This window comes from Duganella kummerowiae, from assembly GCF_053572355.1.
Map to the genome: position 1 here is coordinate 1 of NZ_JBKFEH010000004.1, position 14,681 is coordinate 14,681.

Genomic DNA, 14,681 nt, shown 5'->3' on the forward strand with positions numbered 1-14,681 from the left:
CCCCCCCCCTCCCCCCCCCCCACGCTGGGAGAAAACACCGACAGCAGGTCGGCTTCAATGGGGGATGCGGTGTGCAGCATGATGTTCTAGCCTTAACGGTACGCCGGGTTCCAGCGCAGGAAATAGCGCTCCAGCGCACGCGACAGCAAATCGGCCAGCTTGCCCAGCAGCGCGTACAGCAGGATGCCGACCAGGACCACGTCGGTCTGCAGGAATTCGCGCGCATTCATGGTCATGTAACCGATGCCGGCCTGGGCCGAGATGGTTTCGGCCACGATCAGCAACACCCACACCAGGCCCAGCGAGAAGCGCACGCCAACCAGGATGGACGGCAGCGCAGCCGGCAGGATCACGTCGCGGTACAGCGGCCAGCCGGACAGGCCGTAGCTGCGCGCCATCTCGATCAAGCCCTGGTCGGCGGAGCGGATGCCGTGGAAGGTGTTCAGGTAGACCGGGAAGAACACGCCCACGGCCAGCAGGAACAGCTTGGCCGTCTCGTCGATCCCGAACCACAGGATGACCAGCGGGATCAGGGCCAGGGCCGGGATGTTGCGCACCATTTGCAGGGTGGTGTCGAGCAGGGTTTCGGCGCGGCGGAAGCTGCCGGTCAAGAGGCCCAGCGCCAGACCCAGGCCGCCGCCGATGGCAAAGCCGGTCACCGCGCGCCACAGGCTGGTGCGCAAATGTATCCACAGCTCGCCCGAGGCGGCCAGTGTCCAGAAGGCCTTGGCCACGGCCCACGGTTCCGGCAGGATGCGGCTGGACAGCCAGCCAAGCTGGGACGCGACCTGCCAGCCGGCGACCAGCAGCACCGGCAGTATCCATGCGGTCCAGGCGCCGTGCTGCTGGCGGCCGGACGCAGCACGGGCGGGCTTGCGGGCCGGCCTGGCTGCGGCGCGCGGCAGGCCGACGCTGCCGGGCAGGCCGGCGGTATAGTTGGCGCCCATGTCAGGCCGCCTTCTTGCCAGAATCCGGCACGATACCGGTCGCCATCACCTCGCCGAACGGCCCGGTGATGGATTGCTCGCCAACCTCCTTGCCCTTGCCCAGCAGCGGGAACACCAGCTCGGCGAAGCGGTAGGATTCCTCCAGGTGCGGATAGCCGGAAAAGATGAAGGTCTCTATGCCCAGCTCCTGGTATTCGCGGATGCGGGCCGCCACCGTCTCCGGATCGCCCACCAGCGCGGTGCCGGCGCCGCCGCGCACCAGGCCGACCCCGGCCCACAGGTTGGGCGACACTTCCAGCTTGTCGCGGCGGCCGCCGTGCAGCGCGGCCATGCGCTGCTGGCCGACCGAATCCATCTTGCCCAGCGAAGCCTGGGCCTTGGCGATGGTCTCGTCGTCCAGGTGGCTGATCAGTTCATCGGCGGCGCGCCATGCGGCTTCGTTGGTTTCGCGCACGATCACGTGCAAACGGATGCCGAAGTGCAGCGTGCGGCCATATCGGGCGGCGCGGGCGCGCACGTCGGCGATTTTCCCGGCCACGGCGGCCGGCGGCTCGCCCCAGGTGAGATACACGTCCATCTGCTGCGCCGCCAGTTCGTGCGCCGGCTCCGAGGAGCCGCCGAAATACAGCGGCGGGTGCGGCTTCTGCACCGCCGGATACAGGGTGCGGGCGCCCTTGACCTTGATATGCCTGCCCTCGAAGTCATAGCCCTTGTCGCCGCCCTCGCCTGCCAGCGAGGCGCGCCACACGCGGATGAATTCATCCGAGATTTCATAGCGCTTGGCGTGGTCGGCAAACAGGCCGTCCGCTTCCAGCTCGCCCTGGTCGCCGCCCGTGACCACGTTGATCAGCAAGCGGCCCCTGGACAGGCGGTCGAAGGTGGCGGCCATGCGCACCGCCAGCCCGGGCGTGGACAGGCCGGGCCGCACCGCGACCAGGAATTTCAGCTTTTTGGTGGAGTGTATCAGCGACGAGGCCACCACCCAGGCGTCCTCACAGGAACGGCCGGTGGGCAGCAGCACGCCGTCGTAGCCCAGCGAGTCGGCGGCCACGGCCACCTGCTGCAGGTAGTCGGCATCAATGGCGCGCGCCCCCCGGGAGGTGCCGAGATAACGGCTGTCGCCGTGGGTGGGGATGAACCAGAATACATTCAACGACATCGTGTTTCCTTTCAGTGCGTGGCCTGCGCCACCTTCAGCGGCGGCTGTGCATCCTTGACCGCGATGGGTTTGGGGATCAGTTTCAAATGGGAGAAGGCGTCCGCCACTTTCTGCTGCTGTTCCAGCACTTCCGGTGTGATGGGCTTCACGCCCCAGGCAAAGCGCGAGACGGCCAGCGCCACCACAGCCGGATCGAGGCTGGTCTGCCGGGCCAGCACGGCCGCCGCTTCGCCGGGATGTTTCTCGCCCCAGGCATCGACCTTGGCCAGCTCCTCGATGATGATGCGCACGATGTCCGGGTTGCGCTCGGCGTAGCTGCGCGAGGCCAGGTAGAACTGGTGGTTGGACACCAGTCCCTTGCCATCGGCCAGCACGCGCGCGCCCAGCTGCTTCTCGGCGGCGGCCAGGAACGGGTCCCAGATCACCCAGGCGTCCACGCTGCCGCGTTCGAAGGCGGCGCGGGCGTCGGCCGGGGCTAGGTAGGCCACCTGGATGTCGCTGTAGGCCAGCCCGGCTTTTTCCAGCGCCTTGACCAGCAGGTAGTGCACGTTCGAGCCTTTGTTGAGCGCCACCTTCTTGCCTTTCAGCTCAGCCAGGCTGCGCAGCCTGGAATCCTTGGGGACGATGATGGCTTCGCCGCCCGGCGCCGGCGGCTCGTTGGCCACATACACCAGATTGGCGCCGGCCGCCTGGGCAAAAATGGGCGGCGCTTCGCCCACCGAGCCGACATCGATGCTGCCCACGTTCAAGCCCTCCAGCAGCGGCGGACCGGACGGGAATTCGGTCCATTTCACGCTGATGTTTTTAGCCGCCAGCCGTTTTTCCAGCGTGCCGCGCCCCTTCAGCAGGGTTAGCGTGCCGTATTTCTGGTAGCCTATCCGTAACACCTGGACTTCCTGCGCGGCCTGCTGGGCCACCGCCTGGTTAGGGCCCGACGCGGCCAGCACGCCGGCGGCAAACAGCAGGCCCAGGGTGTGGCGGCGCGCGCGCCGCTTGTGTTCAACAGTCATGCTCTCTCCTCAGCGCGCCAGGCGCACGGGTTGGGCCGCCACGTGCAGGGCGTCAGCCAGTTCCGCCTCCTGCTGCAGCACGCGCAATCCGGAGGACAGCGCCTCCAGGCCGGCCGTCACGCGCCAGGCGATGGCCTGGTCGATGGCCAGGCCGCTGCCCTCGTTCCACACCAGCTGCTGCGAGGTGGCGTAGATGCTGGTCAGCACCTGGCGCGCATCAAGCGCCTGCAGCACGGGACGCAGCGCGTAGTCGAGCGCCAGCACGTGCGACTGGCTGCCGGCGGTGGCGATCGGCAGCACCAGCTTGCCGTTCAGCCCATCCTGCGGCAGCAGGTCAAGGAAAGTCTTGAGCAGGCCGGTGTAGGCCGCCTTGTAGATCGGGGTGCCGATGATGATGGCGTCGGCCTGGGCCACGTCGTCCAGCGCGCGCCTGATCTGGGCATCTTCGCAGTCGGCGTGCAGCAGGGCGCGCGCCGGCAGGTCGCGGATGTGCAGCTTGCTGACGCGGTGGCCGAGCACGGCCAGGCGGTCGCCGACATGCTGGAGCAGCCGGGCGGAGCTGGAGTGGGCGGCTGGGCTGCCGCTGAGCAGGAGTATGGTCATGGTACGGTCCCCGATATACGCGTGACCAGAGCTTAGGCCTGCCCCCGTCAAATCAAAACGAATACTTTTATGTTTTGATATGCGCTGCCCTTTTTATGCTTTAAACGCATATGCAAAGCAAAAATAAATCGTGGCAAGCATAAGGCGCCGAAGGCATACTGCGCGGTCTTGCGCCGCGCTGCGATCCAGCCGGCCGCCCACTTCAGATACCCTTACATGAGTCATTTGAGCAGTTCATCCACCGTCCCGCTGATACGGGTCGAACACGCCAGCAAGGCGTTTTCACTCCCCGGCGGCAGCCGCTTCCAGGCCGTACGCGATGTCACGCTGGACATCGCCGCCGGCGAAATCTTCGGCTTGATCGGCAAGAGCGGCGCCGGCAAATCCACCCTGCTACGCTTGCTCAACCTGCTGGAGCGCCCGGATGCGGGCACCATCACAGTCGCCGGCCAGGAACTGACCGCCCTGTCCAAGCGCGAGCTGCGCGAGGCGCGCAGCCATATCGGCATGATATTCCAGCAGTTCAACCTGCTGCAGAACGCCACCGTGTACGACAACGTGGCCTTCCCGCTGCGCATACACGGCGGCTACAGCAAAGAGCAGATCGCCGAGCGCGTGGGCGACTGCCTGGCCCTGGTGGAATTGGGCGGCAAGGCGGAGGTCTATCCGGCCCAGCTGTCCGGCGGCCAGAAACAGCGCGTGGCCATCGCCCGCGCCCTGGCCAGCAAGCCGGCCGTGCTGCTGTGCGACGAGCCGACTTCCGCGCTGGATTCCGAAACCACCCGCGCTTTACTGGCCACCCTGCAGGACATCAACCGCCGCCTGGGCGTGACCATCGTCTTCGTCAGCCATGAATTGTCGGTGCTGGGCGAGATCTGCCACCGCGCCGCCGTGGTGGAAGACGGCGCCATCGCCGAACTGTTCGCGCTGGACGACGGCGCGCCGCGCAAGACCGTGCTGGGACGCGAACTGTCCGAGTATGCCCGGGCTGCCCATGCACAGGCACGGGAGGCGGTCCATGCTTGAGTCCTGGAACAACATCGCCGCCATGCTGCCCGAGATGTGGGAAGCCCTGCTGCAAACCCTGACCATGCTGGGCATAGGCCTGGGCAGCGCCATCTTCATCGGAGGCCCGCTGGGCATCTTGCTGTTCCTGGTGTCCGAAGGCCAGTCGCTGCAGAACCGCCCGGCCGCCCTGGTGCTGGGCTGGCTGGTGAATACGGTGCGCTCCTTCCCCTTCATCATCCTGCTGGTGGCGCTGGTGCCGTTCACGCGCTTGATCGCCGGCACCTCCATCGGTCCGCTGGCGGCGGCCGTACCGCTGTCGTTCGCGGCCATCCCCTATTTCGCCCGCATGGTCGAGCAAAGCCTGCGCGAAGTGCCGCGCGGCGTGATCGAGGCGGCGCACGCCATGGGCGCGACGGAACTGCAGATCGTGCTGCGCGTGCTGCTGGTGGAGGCGCGCGCCGGGCTGGTGTCGGCGCTGACGGTGCTGGCGATCAGCTTCCTGTCCTATTCGGCCGTGGCCGGGGTGGTGGGCGGCGGCGGCATTGGCGACCTCGCCATCCGCTACGGCTATTACCGCTTCGAGACCGACGTCATGGTCGCCACGGTGGCGGTGCTGATCGTGCTGGTGCAGCTGATACAGTTCACCGGCAGCCGCATCGCCAAAAAACTCGACAAACGCTAAGCATACAAAGGACATCATGAACATCACCCGCCGCACCCTGCTGGCCGCCGCGCTGGCGCTGACCGCCGCCGCGCCTTCCTTTGCCAAGGACGCCAACGAAATCGTGATCGGCACCAGCGCCGGTCCCTACGCCGACCCGCTCAAGCTGGGCATCAAGCCCATCCTGGAGAAAAAAGGCTACAAGGTAAAGATCGTGGAATTCAACGACTATATACAGCCCAACTTCGCCCTGGCCGAAGGTTCGCTGGACGCCAACGTGTTCCAGCACATCGTCTACCTGAACAAGTTCAAGGCCGACCACAAGCTGGCCCTGACCGACATCGTCACCGTACCCACCGCCCCCATCGCGCTCTACAGCAGCAAGCACAAGACGCTGGCGGAAGTGAAGGAAGGCGCCCGCGTGGCCTTGCCCAACGACCCGACCAACCAGGCGCGTGCGCTGGTGGTGCTGTCGCAGCTGGGCTGGATACAGCTGCGCGAGAAAACCGACCCGCTCAAGGCCTCGGAAAAAGACGTGGCGGTCAACATTAAAAAGATCAAGCTGATTCCGCTGGAAGCGGCGCAGCTGCCGCGCTCCCTGCAGGATACCGACTACGCCTTCATCAACGGGAACTTCGCCGTGGCCTCCGGCCTGAAGCTCAAGGACGCCCTGGTCACCGAAAAGATTTCGCCCTCCTACGTCAACCTGGCGGCGGTGCGCACGGCCGACAAGGACAAGCCGTTCGCACGCGACCTGGCCGCCGCCTACCGCTCGCGCGAATTCCTCGATATCACCAACCAGCGCTTCCCGGACCTGGCCAAGACCGACGACCAGCTGCAGCTGGAAGCCCAGCTGGCCAAGCCGGCCGCCAAGGCAAAGGTTAAATAAACCCAGGCATCAGCTGTTCTGCATCTGCGCCTGCGACACGCTGCTGCCCGGCGGGACGCTCTGGGTCAGCCACACGTTGCCGCCTATGGTGGAGCCGGCGCCTATGGTGATGCGGCCCAGGATAGTGGCGCCGGCGTAGATCACCACGTCGTCCTCCACGATGGGGTGGCGCGGCACGCCCTTGATCAGCACGCCCTGTTCGTCGGCCGGGAAGCGCTTGGCGCCCAGCGTGACATGCTGGTACAGGCGCACGCGCTGGCCGATGATGGCGGTCTCGCCTATCACCACGCCGGTGCCATGGTCGATGAAGAAGCTGCCGCCTATGGTGGCGCCGGGGTGGATATCGATCCCGGTCAGCGAATGACTGATGTCGCACACCAGGCGCGCCAGGAAAGGCACGCCCAGCTTGTGCAGCAAATGCGCCAGGCGGTAATGCAGGATGGCGATGGTGCCCGGATAGCACAGCATGATCTCGGCCACCGAGGTGGCGGCCGGGTCGCCCGAATAGGCGGCCAGCACGTCCGACACCAGCAGCGCGCGGATTTCCGGCAGTCCGGCCGCGAACTGGCGCGTGATGTCGTGTGCCTGCCGGGTCAGGGCCGGTTCGTCCGGCACCGTGTCGTCGGCATTGAACTGCAGGCCGCGCCGCACCTGCTCGCTGAGGCGGTTGAGGGTGGTGTTCAGGGTGTCGCCGACAAAATAATCGATGCTTTCGTCGGTCAGGTTGGGCCGCCCGTAATGGGTGGGGAACAGCGCCGCCTGCAGGCCGTTGACGATGATGCTGAGCGCCTCGCGCGACGGCAGTTCGCGTACCTTGCCATGGTGGCGGATGTTGTGGGTGGCTTCGCGCGACACGCGCAGCTGCTCGATGACGCTGCCCAGGTTCCAGTGCGTAGGCTTGACGCCGGTGCCGTCATAGGTGTCGATGGTCATGGTTGTTTCCAGTTTGCTTGCAATTCAGGTTTTTGATGATAACCGCTGCCCACCTGACGTACAATGCGCGGTCAATCCTGAACAATACCCCTTCCATGAATTTCCTGCTTACCGTGCTGCTGGCCGGCCTGACCATGGTCGGCCCGCTGGCCATCGACACCTATTTGCCCTCGTTCCCGGCCATCGCCCGCACTTTCGACGCCAGTCCCATCCTGGTGCAGCAGACCCTGAGCATGTTCCTGTTCTGCTTTGCCTTCATGATGCTGTTCTACGGCACCCTGTCCGATTCCTTCGGCCGCCGCCCGGTGATCCTGTGGTCGCTGGCGCTGTACGTGCTGGCCTCCGTGGGCGCGGCGCTGGCGCCCTCGCTGGGCGTGCTGCTGGCCTGCCGCATCGTGCAGGGCCTGGCGGCCGGCGCCGGTTCGGTGGTGGGACGCGCCATCGTACAGGACCGCTTCGAGGGCGCGGCCGCGCAAAAGATCCTGTCGCATATCATGATGGTGTTCGGCCTGGCGCCCGCGATTGCGCCGGTGCTGGGCGGCTGGCTGCAGGTGACCCATGGCTGGCGCTCGATCTTCTGGTTCCTGGCCGCCTTCGCCGTGCTGATGATGGTGGCCGTACAGCGCTGGCTGCCGGAAAGCCTGCCGCCCGCCAGGCGCCACGCCTTCCACCCGGGCGTGATCGCGGCCAACTACTGGAAGGTGCTGCGCCACCGCCAGTTCCTGCTGCTGGCCGTGGCGCTAGGCATGAGCTTTTCCGGTTTCGCGCTGTACATAGGCTCGGCCGCCTACTTCGTGATGAACATCCTGCGCCTGCCGGAAACGGCCTTTGCCTGGATGTTCATCCCGCTGATCAGCGGCATGGTGCTGGGCTCGGCCCTGTCGGCCAAATTCGCGCACCGCTATACGCCGCGGGCCCAGGTCTGGACCGGCTATGCGCTGATGGCGCTGTCCACCGCCGCCAACGTTGGCTACAACTACCTGTACGCGGCCGAGGTGCCGTGGGCCGTGCTGCCGCTGTTCGGCTACGCCTTTGCCATGGCGCTCACCATGCCGCCCATGACCCTGATGGCCATGAACCACTTCCCCGACAACAGCGGGCTGGCGGCCTCCCTGCAATCGTTCGTGCAGATGCTGCTGTTTGCCGCCGTCTCCGGCCTGGTGGCGCCGCTGCTGTTCGACAGCGCCTTCAAGCTGGCCTGCGGCGTGGCCGTGGGACTGGCCATCGCCACCGTGGCGCTGGTGCTGGCCCTGCCGCGCGACGGCAAGGACTGATCAGGGCCAGGGCGCGGGCGTCACGTCCACGTACTGCGGGCCGCCGTCCTCGGGTTCGGCAGCGTCCCTGGGCGTGGCGGCCGACTGGTGCGGGGCGCGCAGGCCCAGGATTTCCTTGCGGGCCTCGACAAAATCGGCGCTGGACAGCGGATGGTCGCGGTCCGGCCAGTTGTCCACCGCCCACTGCTGCAAATCCTCGAAGCGCCGCCACAGTTCCTGGATAAACTGGCGGCGCGTCTCTTCGCTAAGCTCCATGGCATGCTCCTTTGTTTGCTTGCAGCGCAGTGTGCGGCCGGCCGGGTCCGGCGTCGGTACGCCAGCGCACACGCCCCACCGGCCACCTGGCGCGGTGCTACAATACCAGGATGTGAAATGAGGGGTGAGCAACCTGCCCTACCATGCGTCTGACTTCCTTTACCGATTATTCCTTGCGCACGCTGCTCCACCTGAGCGCCAGCCGCGACAAACTGGTGACCATCCAGGACATCGCCGACATGCACAAGATATCGAAAAACCACTTGATGAAAGTGGTCTACGAGCTGGGGCAGTCCGGCCTGATCGAGACCGTGCGCGGACGTAACGGCGGCCTGCGCCTGGGCCGCGACCCGGCCGAGATCAACATTGGCGCCCTGGTGCGACAGACCGAGAGCGATTTCTTCATCGCCGAGTGCTTCGACCAGTCCAGCGACGCCTGCCCGCTGACGCCGGGCTGCAAGCTCAAGGGCGTGCTGGCCGCCGCCATGCGCGCCTTCCTGGCGGAGCTGGACAAGGTGACCCTGGCCGACGTCATGCACGACGAAGCGACGCCCGGCGGCGCGCAAATACTGCAATTCATCCGCGGCGCCGCCCACCATTGAGAACTTGTTTCAACATGACCATGGCGTCGTTACGGCTCCTAGCCGTGCAGGCGCACTGTCTTCGTCGCCGCGCCTAGCCCTGCTCACGTTGAAACAAGTTCTCTGCTTCCACGGCTTAGCGGTTGTTCTGCCGGGCCCAGGCCATGATGTTGGCCGCATCCATGGCGCCCGGCTGGCGCGCCACTTCGCGCCCGCCCTTGAACAGGGCCAGGGTGGGGATGCTGCGGATGGCGTAGCGCGCGGCCAGGTCCTGGGCTTCTTCGGTATTGACTTTCACCACGCGATAGTACGGTTCCAGGCCCTGCGTGGCCTGGGCGTAGAACGGCGCCATGGTGCGGCACGGACCGCACCATGGCGCCCAGAAATCCACCAGCACCGGCAAGTCGCTGCGCTCGATGTGCTTGAGGAAGCGCGCGCTGCCCAGGTCGGTGGGCTGGCCGGTGAACAACTCCTTCTGGCATTTGCCGCACACCGGATGCTGCGCCAGGCGCGCGGCGGGGACGCGGTTGACCGCGTCGCAATGGGGGCAAACGATGTGCAGCGCTTCCGGCTGCGTGCTGGTGGACGTACTCATGCGCAATCTCCGTGTTTCAATGCAGAGCGCATGATAAATCATCGCGTCCGGTCTTGCCGGACGCCTCAGCTGTCCTTGCGTACGCCCGGTTGTTGCTTGCCGCCCTGGGCCGTGTGGGCGGCCTGCGTGGCTGAGGCGGCCGGCGCGCCGGCGGAAGCGGTGTGCTCGCGCGCATCGCTACCGTTCGCACTGCGGTGCTGCGCGCCCGGGCCGAGGTGCTGATCGCCCGCCTGCCCGTCCTGCTGCGGTCGTGCGGCGCCGTCGGCAGCGCGCTGGAAGGGATCCGTGAACTTGCGCACCGCTTCCTGCTGGGCGCGCAAGCCTTTTTCGGTTTCCTCGCTGGTGACGCGCGCCACCTCCTCGGCCAGGGCCTTGGCGGTGCGGCTGGTTTCCACCGCGTGCTGCTCGGCCACCTGGGCCAGGTTGGCCTGGGTGTCGGCCGCCATGCGCGAGATATGCTGGTGGTAGGCGCACAGCTTGTCGGTGGCGGGCTGGGCGTGCGAGGCCGCCGCCGTGATGGCCTCGGTGGGGCGGTTGGCGCTGAAGATGCGCTGGCCGGTGATGGCGCTTTCCTCCAGCAGGGTCTGGGCCAGTTGCAAATTGAGTTCCTGGTATTGCTGGGCCGTGCGGAACAGCGACCTGGTCATGTCGTTGAAGAACGACATCTGGGCTTCGAGATGGTTGCGGGCTGCGGGGGTAAGGGATTCGGAATAGGGATACATGCTGATGCCTCCGAAAAAAAGGTGGTCGATGACGCGCCATGGGCGCGAACGGTCAGGCTAAGACCCGGCCACCTTGCGGGCATGATCTACATCAAAGGTGCCCACCTTGTGTACGGGCCGCGAGCCCGCACCCGAGCGCCCCCAGCAGCACTGCGGCGGCGGTCTGCCACAGCACAGAGCCAGCGGTGGCGGCGCCGTTGAAGCCCACCACGTCCAGCGCCGGCACGGCGCGGGTCTGGGTGGCCACGTACAGGCCGAACAGGAACAGCGCCAGGAAGGTGCGCGAACCGCGGCTGGCCAGGCCCAGCACCGCAGCAGCCGCCGCCAGCATGCATAAGCCGCTGGCCAGGGCCGCCGCCAGCAGCGGCGCCTGCGCCAGCCAGCGCAGCCCCACCGGCGCCGTCAGCAGGGCGCCCAGCAACAGCGCCGCCAGCAGCTGGGCGCCATAGCGGCGCAGTGCGCCGCCGGGCGCGGCCGCCGCGATGGCGTCCACGCCGTAGCGCAGGTCGCGCACGCTGAATTCGCTCACCAGGATGCCCCAGATGGCCGTGGCGGCAATCAGCACGCCGGGCAGCGCGGCACTGGCTACGCTCCAGCCGCACAGCTGCAGCGCCAGCACGGCCGCCACGGCGGCGGGATTGGCGCTCAAGGCCAGCGCCAGCACCGCCACTGCTTCGCCCAGCACGCCCGGCAGGCGCGCCGCCAGTGCGTACAGCGGCGCGGCCGCACGCGACAGCGGGCGCAGCGCACGGTTGAGCAGCGCCAGCGGCGACCAGCGCTCGGCCCCACCGGCGCGCGCCGCGATGCGCACCTTCTGCGGCTCGTAGCGGTGAAACAGCGCTAGTGCGGGCAGCAGCGGCAGCATGGCCACCAGCGCGCAGCCGACGCGGCTCCACACCATGGCGGCGTCCCAAGGCACGGCCGGCAGTACCAGCGGCGTTAGCGCCGGGTCGAAGGGCGCGCTGCCGACGCTGACCTCATTGCTGTGCAGCGCCGTTTGCAGCAGCTTGACCACCGAGCCGCTGCCGCCAAAATCCACCAGCAGCGCCGGCGACCACTGGCCCGGCCGGGTGATCACCGCCACCACCGTCCCCATCTGCGCCAGGAACAGCAGCATGTACAGCACGTCCCCGGCCTTGCCGGTCAGCGGGCCCCAGGCGTCGAACAGCAGGGCCATGCTGGCGCTGAACAGTATCACCGGCAGCAGCACCAGGGCGTAGGTTTGCAGGTAGATGCCCGGTTCGATCGGCCCTTCGCCACGCAGCACATGCATGGCCAGCATGGCCAGCTGGAACACCAGCACCAGTACGCACAGGTAGGCCACGCTGGCCAGCCAGCGGCCCAGCAGGAAAACGCCGTTGCCGACCGGGGTGGCGGCCAGCGCCATCCCTACTCCGCTACGCAAATCCTCGCCCATGCGGCCGCGCAGCAGGTAGAAGCCAGCCAGGCCCAGGGCCAGCGCCGCCAGCAGCGCGCTGCACAGGGCCAGGCAGGTGCTGGTATAGCGCGCCCGCGCGCCATCGACCGAGATCATGGCCTGGCCGGTGGCGGGATCGGGCACCATGGCCCAGGTCAGGGCCACCAGCGCCAGCAAGGTCACCAGGGTGCCGGTGCGGCGCAGGCGCAGGCGCAGCTCGGCCTGCAGCATGCCGCGTATCGCCAGCGCGCTCATGCCGCGTCCTGGATGGCGTAGCGCTGCGTCATCAGCGCTTCCTCCAGGGTAGGCTCGGCCGGCGCCGCGCCGGGGAAAGGCGAGCGGTCGTGGGCGATGCGCAGGGTAATGCCGCCTGCATGGCGCTGCGCCTGCAGCACTTGCACCTGCTGGCGCAGCAGTTCATAGTCGTCCGCGTCCACGGTCACGCTCCACAGCCGGGCGCGCGCCTGGCTGACAAAGCTGTCCGGCGTGTCATAGGCGATCAGCCGGCCGCGCCGCATGATGGCCAGCCGGCCCGCCATGTTCTCGATATCGGACACGATGTGGGTGGACACGATCACCAGCTTGTTGAAGCCGATTTCCGACAACAGGTGGCGGAAGCGCAGCCGCTCCTCCGGGTCCAGGCCGGCGGTGGGCTCGTCCACGATCAGTATATCGGGATCGTTCAGCAGGGCCTGGGCGATGCCCAGCCGGCGCCGCATGCCGCCCGAGAAGCCGGCTGCCTGGCGGTGCGCATGGTCCTGCAGGTTGACCAGCTCCAGCAGGGTGCGCAGCCGGGCCGGGTCGCGCACGCCCTTGAGGGCAGCAAAATACTGCAGAAATTCCAGCGCGCTGAGGTTGGGATAGACGCCGAAGTCCTGCGGCAGGAAGCCGAGCCGGCGGCGGATCGCATCCGGCCGTTTGGCGATGTCCACCCCGTCAAACAGGATCTGGCCGCTGGTCGGTTTGGTCAGGGTGGCGATCATCTGCATCAGCGTGGTCTTGCCGGCGCCATTGTGGCCGATCAGTCCCACCACGCCCGGCTCCAGCAGCAGGCTGACATCGTCCACCGCCTTGAACCCCTTGTCGAAGGTCTTGACTACCTTGCGCAATTCCAGCATCCGGTTTCCTTGTGATTAATGATACCCGCGACCATGATGACTCATGCGCTGGCAGTGTTGCAACTCTGTGGTAAGGCGGGACGATATTTACGCCGCCGTATCGTGCTCCACGGCAACAGGCGTACAATCTCGTTGTTGCCAGGAGGAATGAATGACTGTTACAGCACTCGCCGCGGGAGCCAGCGGGATGAATGCGGCGCAAGGTGCGCTGGGCGTGTCCGCGCACAACGTGGCCAACATGGGGACCCAGGGCTTCCAGCCGCAGCGCGCCGGAATGTCCGAGGCTGCGCCGGCCGGCAGCGGCGTCACCCTGTCCGCCCAGGGCGTGCAGATGGCCCAGGCCGACGGCGCCAGCGGCACCGACTTCGCCAGCGAGAACGTCAACTCGCTGGTCTACCAGGCCCAGTTCCAGCTGTCCGCCAAGGTGGTGCAGGCCGCCGACCAGCAGTTGGGTACGCTACTGGACATCCGGGCCTAGCGGACGCCCCCGCCACCGCGCTTGTGGCACACTCTAGCCTTGCAGACCAAGGGAGTAGCGCAGGATGAGTGAAGGATCGGATGGCCCCCATCACAAACGCCGCAGCACCGACCGCGACGACGCGCCGCGCTACCTGGACCCGGGCGACACCGTGTTCAGCCTGTGGGGCCGGGTGATACAGGCGCGCTACCGCCGCATCGCGGCCGCCGCCACCCGCCACATCATCCAGCGCCCCCTGCACATCGGCGTTTCGGCCCGCATCTTCCACCCCGAACCGGGCGCCACCGGGCTGCGCAGCAAGAACCTGCAGTACCTCGAGGAGTCCATCGCCCAGTGGGTGATGTCGCGCGATGTGCTGGTGTTCATGATACCGACCGTCAACACCAGCGGCCTGCTACACCCTAGCAACATCCGCCTGCGCGACTATGCGCGCCACCTGGACGGCCTGGTGCTGCAGGGCGGCGCCGACGTCTCGCCGCAAAGCTATTCCGAAACCCCGACCCGGCCCGAATGGAGCGGCGACCGCGCGCGCGACATGTACGAGCTGGAACTGCTGCATGAATTCGTGGAAGCGGGCAAGCCGGTGCTGGGCATCTGCCGTGGCTGCCAGCTGATCAACGTGGCCTTCGGCGGCTCGCTGTACCAGGACATCGCCACCGACGTACCCGAAGCCCTGCCTCACGTGCACGACCTGTACGACCGCCACCGCCACGAAATCAGCTTCCCGGCCGGTTCCTCGCTGGGCCGCATGCTGAAGGGTACGCGCGGCGGCCTGGTCAACTCCATCCACCACCAGGCCGTCAAGCAGCTGGGGCGCGACATGGAAGTGGAAGCCCTGTCCGTGCCGGACAACATGATAGAAGCCATACGCTACCGCAAGGCGCCCTTTGTCATGGGCTTGCAATGGCACCCGGAATTCCACCGCGCCGGCGGCGTCGAACTGCTGGACTGCACGCCCATCCTGGACAACTTCCTGCGCGTGGCCCGGGAAACCCGCTTCTGAGCGGGGCGCCGGGCGGGCGTGTGACTTT

17 protein-coding genes are annotated in these 14,681 nt (G+C 67.0%); 7 read left to right on the plus strand and 10 right to left on the minus strand.

Going from position 1 to position 14,681, the window contains the following annotated elements; genetic code table 11:
* Positions 1-92: 92 nt before the first annotated feature.
* Genes ssuC through ssuE form a run of 4 tightly spaced genes read right to left on the minus strand, consistent with a single transcriptional unit; the run spans position 93 to position 3,719 of the window.
* Positions 93-947, minus strand: coding sequence for an aliphatic sulfonate ABC transporter permease SsuC (gene ssuC / locus ACLB1G_RS03395; RefSeq protein WP_491625779.1), 855 nt, complete (start codon positions 945-947; stop codon positions 93-95).
* 1 nt (position 948) lies between these two features.
* A complete protein-coding gene (ssuD, locus tag ACLB1G_RS03400; RefSeq protein ID WP_491626023.1) occupies positions 949-2,100 on the minus strand; it encodes an FMNH2-dependent alkanesulfonate monooxygenase in 1,152 nt (383 codons plus the stop codon).
* Positions 2,101-2,117: 17 nt separating this feature from the next.
* Positions 2,118-3,116 (minus strand): sulfonate ABC transporter substrate-binding protein, encoded by a 999-nt coding sequence (locus tag ACLB1G_RS03405; RefSeq protein WP_491625780.1) that lies wholly within the window; start codon positions 3,114-3,116, stop codon positions 2,118-2,120.
* Positions 3,117-3,125: 9 nt separating this feature from the next.
* Positions 3,126-3,719 (minus strand): NADPH-dependent FMN reductase, encoded by a 594-nt coding sequence (gene ssuE, locus ACLB1G_RS03410; protein WP_491625781.1) that lies wholly within the window; start codon positions 3,717-3,719, stop codon positions 3,126-3,128.
* Positions 3,720-3,935: 216 nt separating this feature from the next.
* Between ssuE and ACLB1G_RS03415 the strand changes: the two genes are divergently transcribed.
* Genes ACLB1G_RS03415 through ACLB1G_RS03425 form a run of 3 tightly spaced genes read left to right on the plus strand, consistent with a single transcriptional unit; the run spans position 3,936 to position 6,277 of the window.
* On the plus strand, positions 3,936-4,745 hold the full coding sequence (locus ACLB1G_RS03415) for a methionine ABC transporter ATP-binding protein (protein WP_491625782.1): 810 nt from the start codon (positions 3,936-3,938) through the stop codon (positions 4,743-4,745).
* Positions 4,738-5,409 (plus strand): methionine ABC transporter permease, encoded by a 672-nt coding sequence (locus ACLB1G_RS03420; RefSeq protein ID WP_491625783.1) that lies wholly within the window; start codon positions 4,738-4,740, stop codon positions 5,407-5,409. The genes ACLB1G_RS03415 and ACLB1G_RS03420 overlap by 8 nt, the downstream gene beginning before the upstream one ends.
* Positions 5,410-5,425: 16 nt before the next feature.
* The gene (locus tag ACLB1G_RS03425) at positions 5,426-6,277 is read left to right on the plus strand and encodes a MetQ/NlpA family ABC transporter substrate-binding protein (RefSeq protein ID WP_491625784.1); all 852 of its coding nucleotides are present in this window, start codon (positions 5,426-5,428) and stop codon (positions 6,275-6,277) included.
* Between the two features lie 9 nt (positions 6,278-6,286).
* Here the strand turns inward: ACLB1G_RS03425 and epsC are convergent, their stop codons facing one another.
* Positions 6,287-7,210, minus strand: a complete 924-nt coding sequence (gene epsC, locus ACLB1G_RS03430) for a serine O-acetyltransferase EpsC (protein ID WP_491625785.1) — start codon at positions 7,208-7,210, stop codon at positions 6,287-6,289.
* Positions 7,211-7,305: 95 nt separating this feature from the next.
* Between epsC and ACLB1G_RS03435 the strand changes: the two genes are divergently transcribed.
* The gene (locus ACLB1G_RS03435; protein ID WP_491625786.1) at positions 7,306-8,484 is read left to right on the plus strand and encodes a multidrug effflux MFS transporter; all 1,179 of its coding nucleotides are present in this window, start codon (positions 7,306-7,308) and stop codon (positions 8,482-8,484) included.
* Here ACLB1G_RS03435 and ACLB1G_RS03440 read toward each other — a convergent pair whose 3' ends face one another.
* Entirely contained in the window at positions 8,485-8,739 is a 255-nt protein-coding gene (locus tag ACLB1G_RS03440; protein ID WP_491625787.1) for a hypothetical protein, read from the minus strand.
* Between the two features lie 143 nt (positions 8,740-8,882).
* On the opposite strand from ACLB1G_RS03440, the gene ACLB1G_RS03445 reads away from it, so the two are divergent.
* A complete protein-coding gene (locus ACLB1G_RS03445; protein ID WP_491625788.1) occupies positions 8,883-9,341 on the plus strand; it encodes an RrF2 family transcriptional regulator in 459 nt (152 codons plus the stop codon).
* Between the two features lie 115 nt (positions 9,342-9,456).
* On the opposite strand, the gene trxC is transcribed toward ACLB1G_RS03445, so the two are convergent.
* From trxC to ACLB1G_RS03465, 4 genes are all read right to left on the minus strand, one after another.
* Positions 9,457-9,915: a thioredoxin TrxC gene (gene trxC / locus ACLB1G_RS03450; protein ID WP_491625789.1), complete on the minus strand. Its 459-nt coding sequence runs from the start codon at positions 9,913-9,915 to the stop codon at positions 9,457-9,459.
* Positions 9,916-9,980: 65 nt separating this feature from the next.
* Positions 9,981-10,637, minus strand: coding sequence for a TIGR01841 family phasin (phaP, locus tag ACLB1G_RS03455; RefSeq protein WP_491625790.1), 657 nt, complete (start codon positions 10,635-10,637; stop codon positions 9,981-9,983).
* Positions 10,638-10,728: 91 nt separating this feature from the next.
* A complete protein-coding gene (locus tag ACLB1G_RS03460; protein WP_491625791.1) occupies positions 10,729-12,309 on the minus strand; it encodes a hypothetical protein in 1,581 nt (526 codons plus the stop codon).
* Positions 12,306-13,172: an ABC transporter ATP-binding protein gene (locus ACLB1G_RS03465; RefSeq protein WP_491625792.1), complete on the minus strand. Its 867-nt coding sequence runs from the start codon at positions 13,170-13,172 to the stop codon at positions 12,306-12,308. The genes ACLB1G_RS03460 and ACLB1G_RS03465 overlap by 4 nt, the downstream gene beginning before the upstream one ends.
* Positions 13,173-13,323: 151 nt before the next feature.
* On the opposite strand from ACLB1G_RS03465, the gene ACLB1G_RS03470 reads away from it, so the two are divergent.
* On the plus strand, positions 13,324-13,650 hold the full coding sequence (locus ACLB1G_RS03470; RefSeq protein WP_491625793.1) for a flagellar basal body rod C-terminal domain-containing protein: 327 nt from the start codon (positions 13,324-13,326) through the stop codon (positions 13,648-13,650).
* Between the two features lie 64 nt (positions 13,651-13,714).
* Positions 13,715-14,653, plus strand: coding sequence for a gamma-glutamyl-gamma-aminobutyrate hydrolase family protein (locus ACLB1G_RS03475; RefSeq protein WP_491625794.1), 939 nt, complete (start codon positions 13,715-13,717; stop codon positions 14,651-14,653).
* Positions 14,654-14,681: the final 28 nt, after the last annotated feature.

Excerpts from the sequence above, each read along its gene's own strand:
- ssuC (WP_491625779.1), bottom strand. The coding sequence starts at position 947 with ATGGGCGCCAACTATACCGCCGGCCTGCCCGGCAGCGTCGGCCTGCCG.
- ACLB1G_RS03405 (WP_491625780.1), bottom strand. The coding sequence starts at position 3,116 with ATGACTGTTGAACACAAGCGGCGCGCGCGCCGCCACACCCTGGGCCTG.
- ssuE (WP_491625781.1), bottom strand. The coding sequence starts at position 3,719 with ATGACCATACTCCTGCTCAGCGGCAGCCCAGCCGCCCACTCCAGCTCC.
- ACLB1G_RS03415 (WP_491625782.1), top strand. The coding sequence starts at position 3,936 with ATGAGTCATTTGAGCAGTTCATCCACCGTCCCGCTGATACGGGTCGAA.
- ACLB1G_RS03420 (WP_491625783.1), top strand. The coding sequence starts at position 4,738 with ATGCTTGAGTCCTGGAACAACATCGCCGCCATGCTGCCCGAGATGTGG.
- ACLB1G_RS03425 (WP_491625784.1), top strand. The coding sequence starts at position 5,426 with ATGAACATCACCCGCCGCACCCTGCTGGCCGCCGCGCTGGCGCTGACC.
- epsC (WP_491625785.1), bottom strand. The coding sequence starts at position 7,210 with ATGACCATCGACACCTATGACGGCACCGGCGTCAAGCCTACGCACTGG.
- ACLB1G_RS03435 (WP_491625786.1), top strand. The coding sequence starts at position 7,306 with ATGAATTTCCTGCTTACCGTGCTGCTGGCCGGCCTGACCATGGTCGGC.
- ACLB1G_RS03440 (WP_491625787.1), bottom strand. The coding sequence starts at position 8,739 with ATGGAGCTTAGCGAAGAGACGCGCCGCCAGTTTATCCAGGAACTGTGG.
- ACLB1G_RS03445 (WP_491625788.1), top strand. The coding sequence starts at position 8,883 with ATGCGTCTGACTTCCTTTACCGATTATTCCTTGCGCACGCTGCTCCAC.
- trxC (WP_491625789.1), bottom strand. The coding sequence starts at position 9,915 with ATGAGTACGTCCACCAGCACGCAGCCGGAAGCGCTGCACATCGTTTGC.
- phaP (WP_491625790.1), bottom strand. The coding sequence starts at position 10,637 with ATGTATCCCTATTCCGAATCCCTTACCCCCGCAGCCCGCAACCATCTC.
- ACLB1G_RS03460 (WP_491625791.1), bottom strand. The coding sequence starts at position 12,309 with ATGAGCGCGCTGGCGATACGCGGCATGCTGCAGGCCGAGCTGCGCCTG.
- ACLB1G_RS03465 (WP_491625792.1), bottom strand. The coding sequence starts at position 13,172 with ATGCTGGAATTGCGCAAGGTAGTCAAGACCTTCGACAAGGGGTTCAAG.
- ACLB1G_RS03470 (WP_491625793.1), top strand. The coding sequence starts at position 13,324 with ATGACTGTTACAGCACTCGCCGCGGGAGCCAGCGGGATGAATGCGGCG.
- ACLB1G_RS03475 (WP_491625794.1), top strand. The coding sequence starts at position 13,715 with ATGAGTGAAGGATCGGATGGCCCCCATCACAAACGCCGCAGCACCGAC.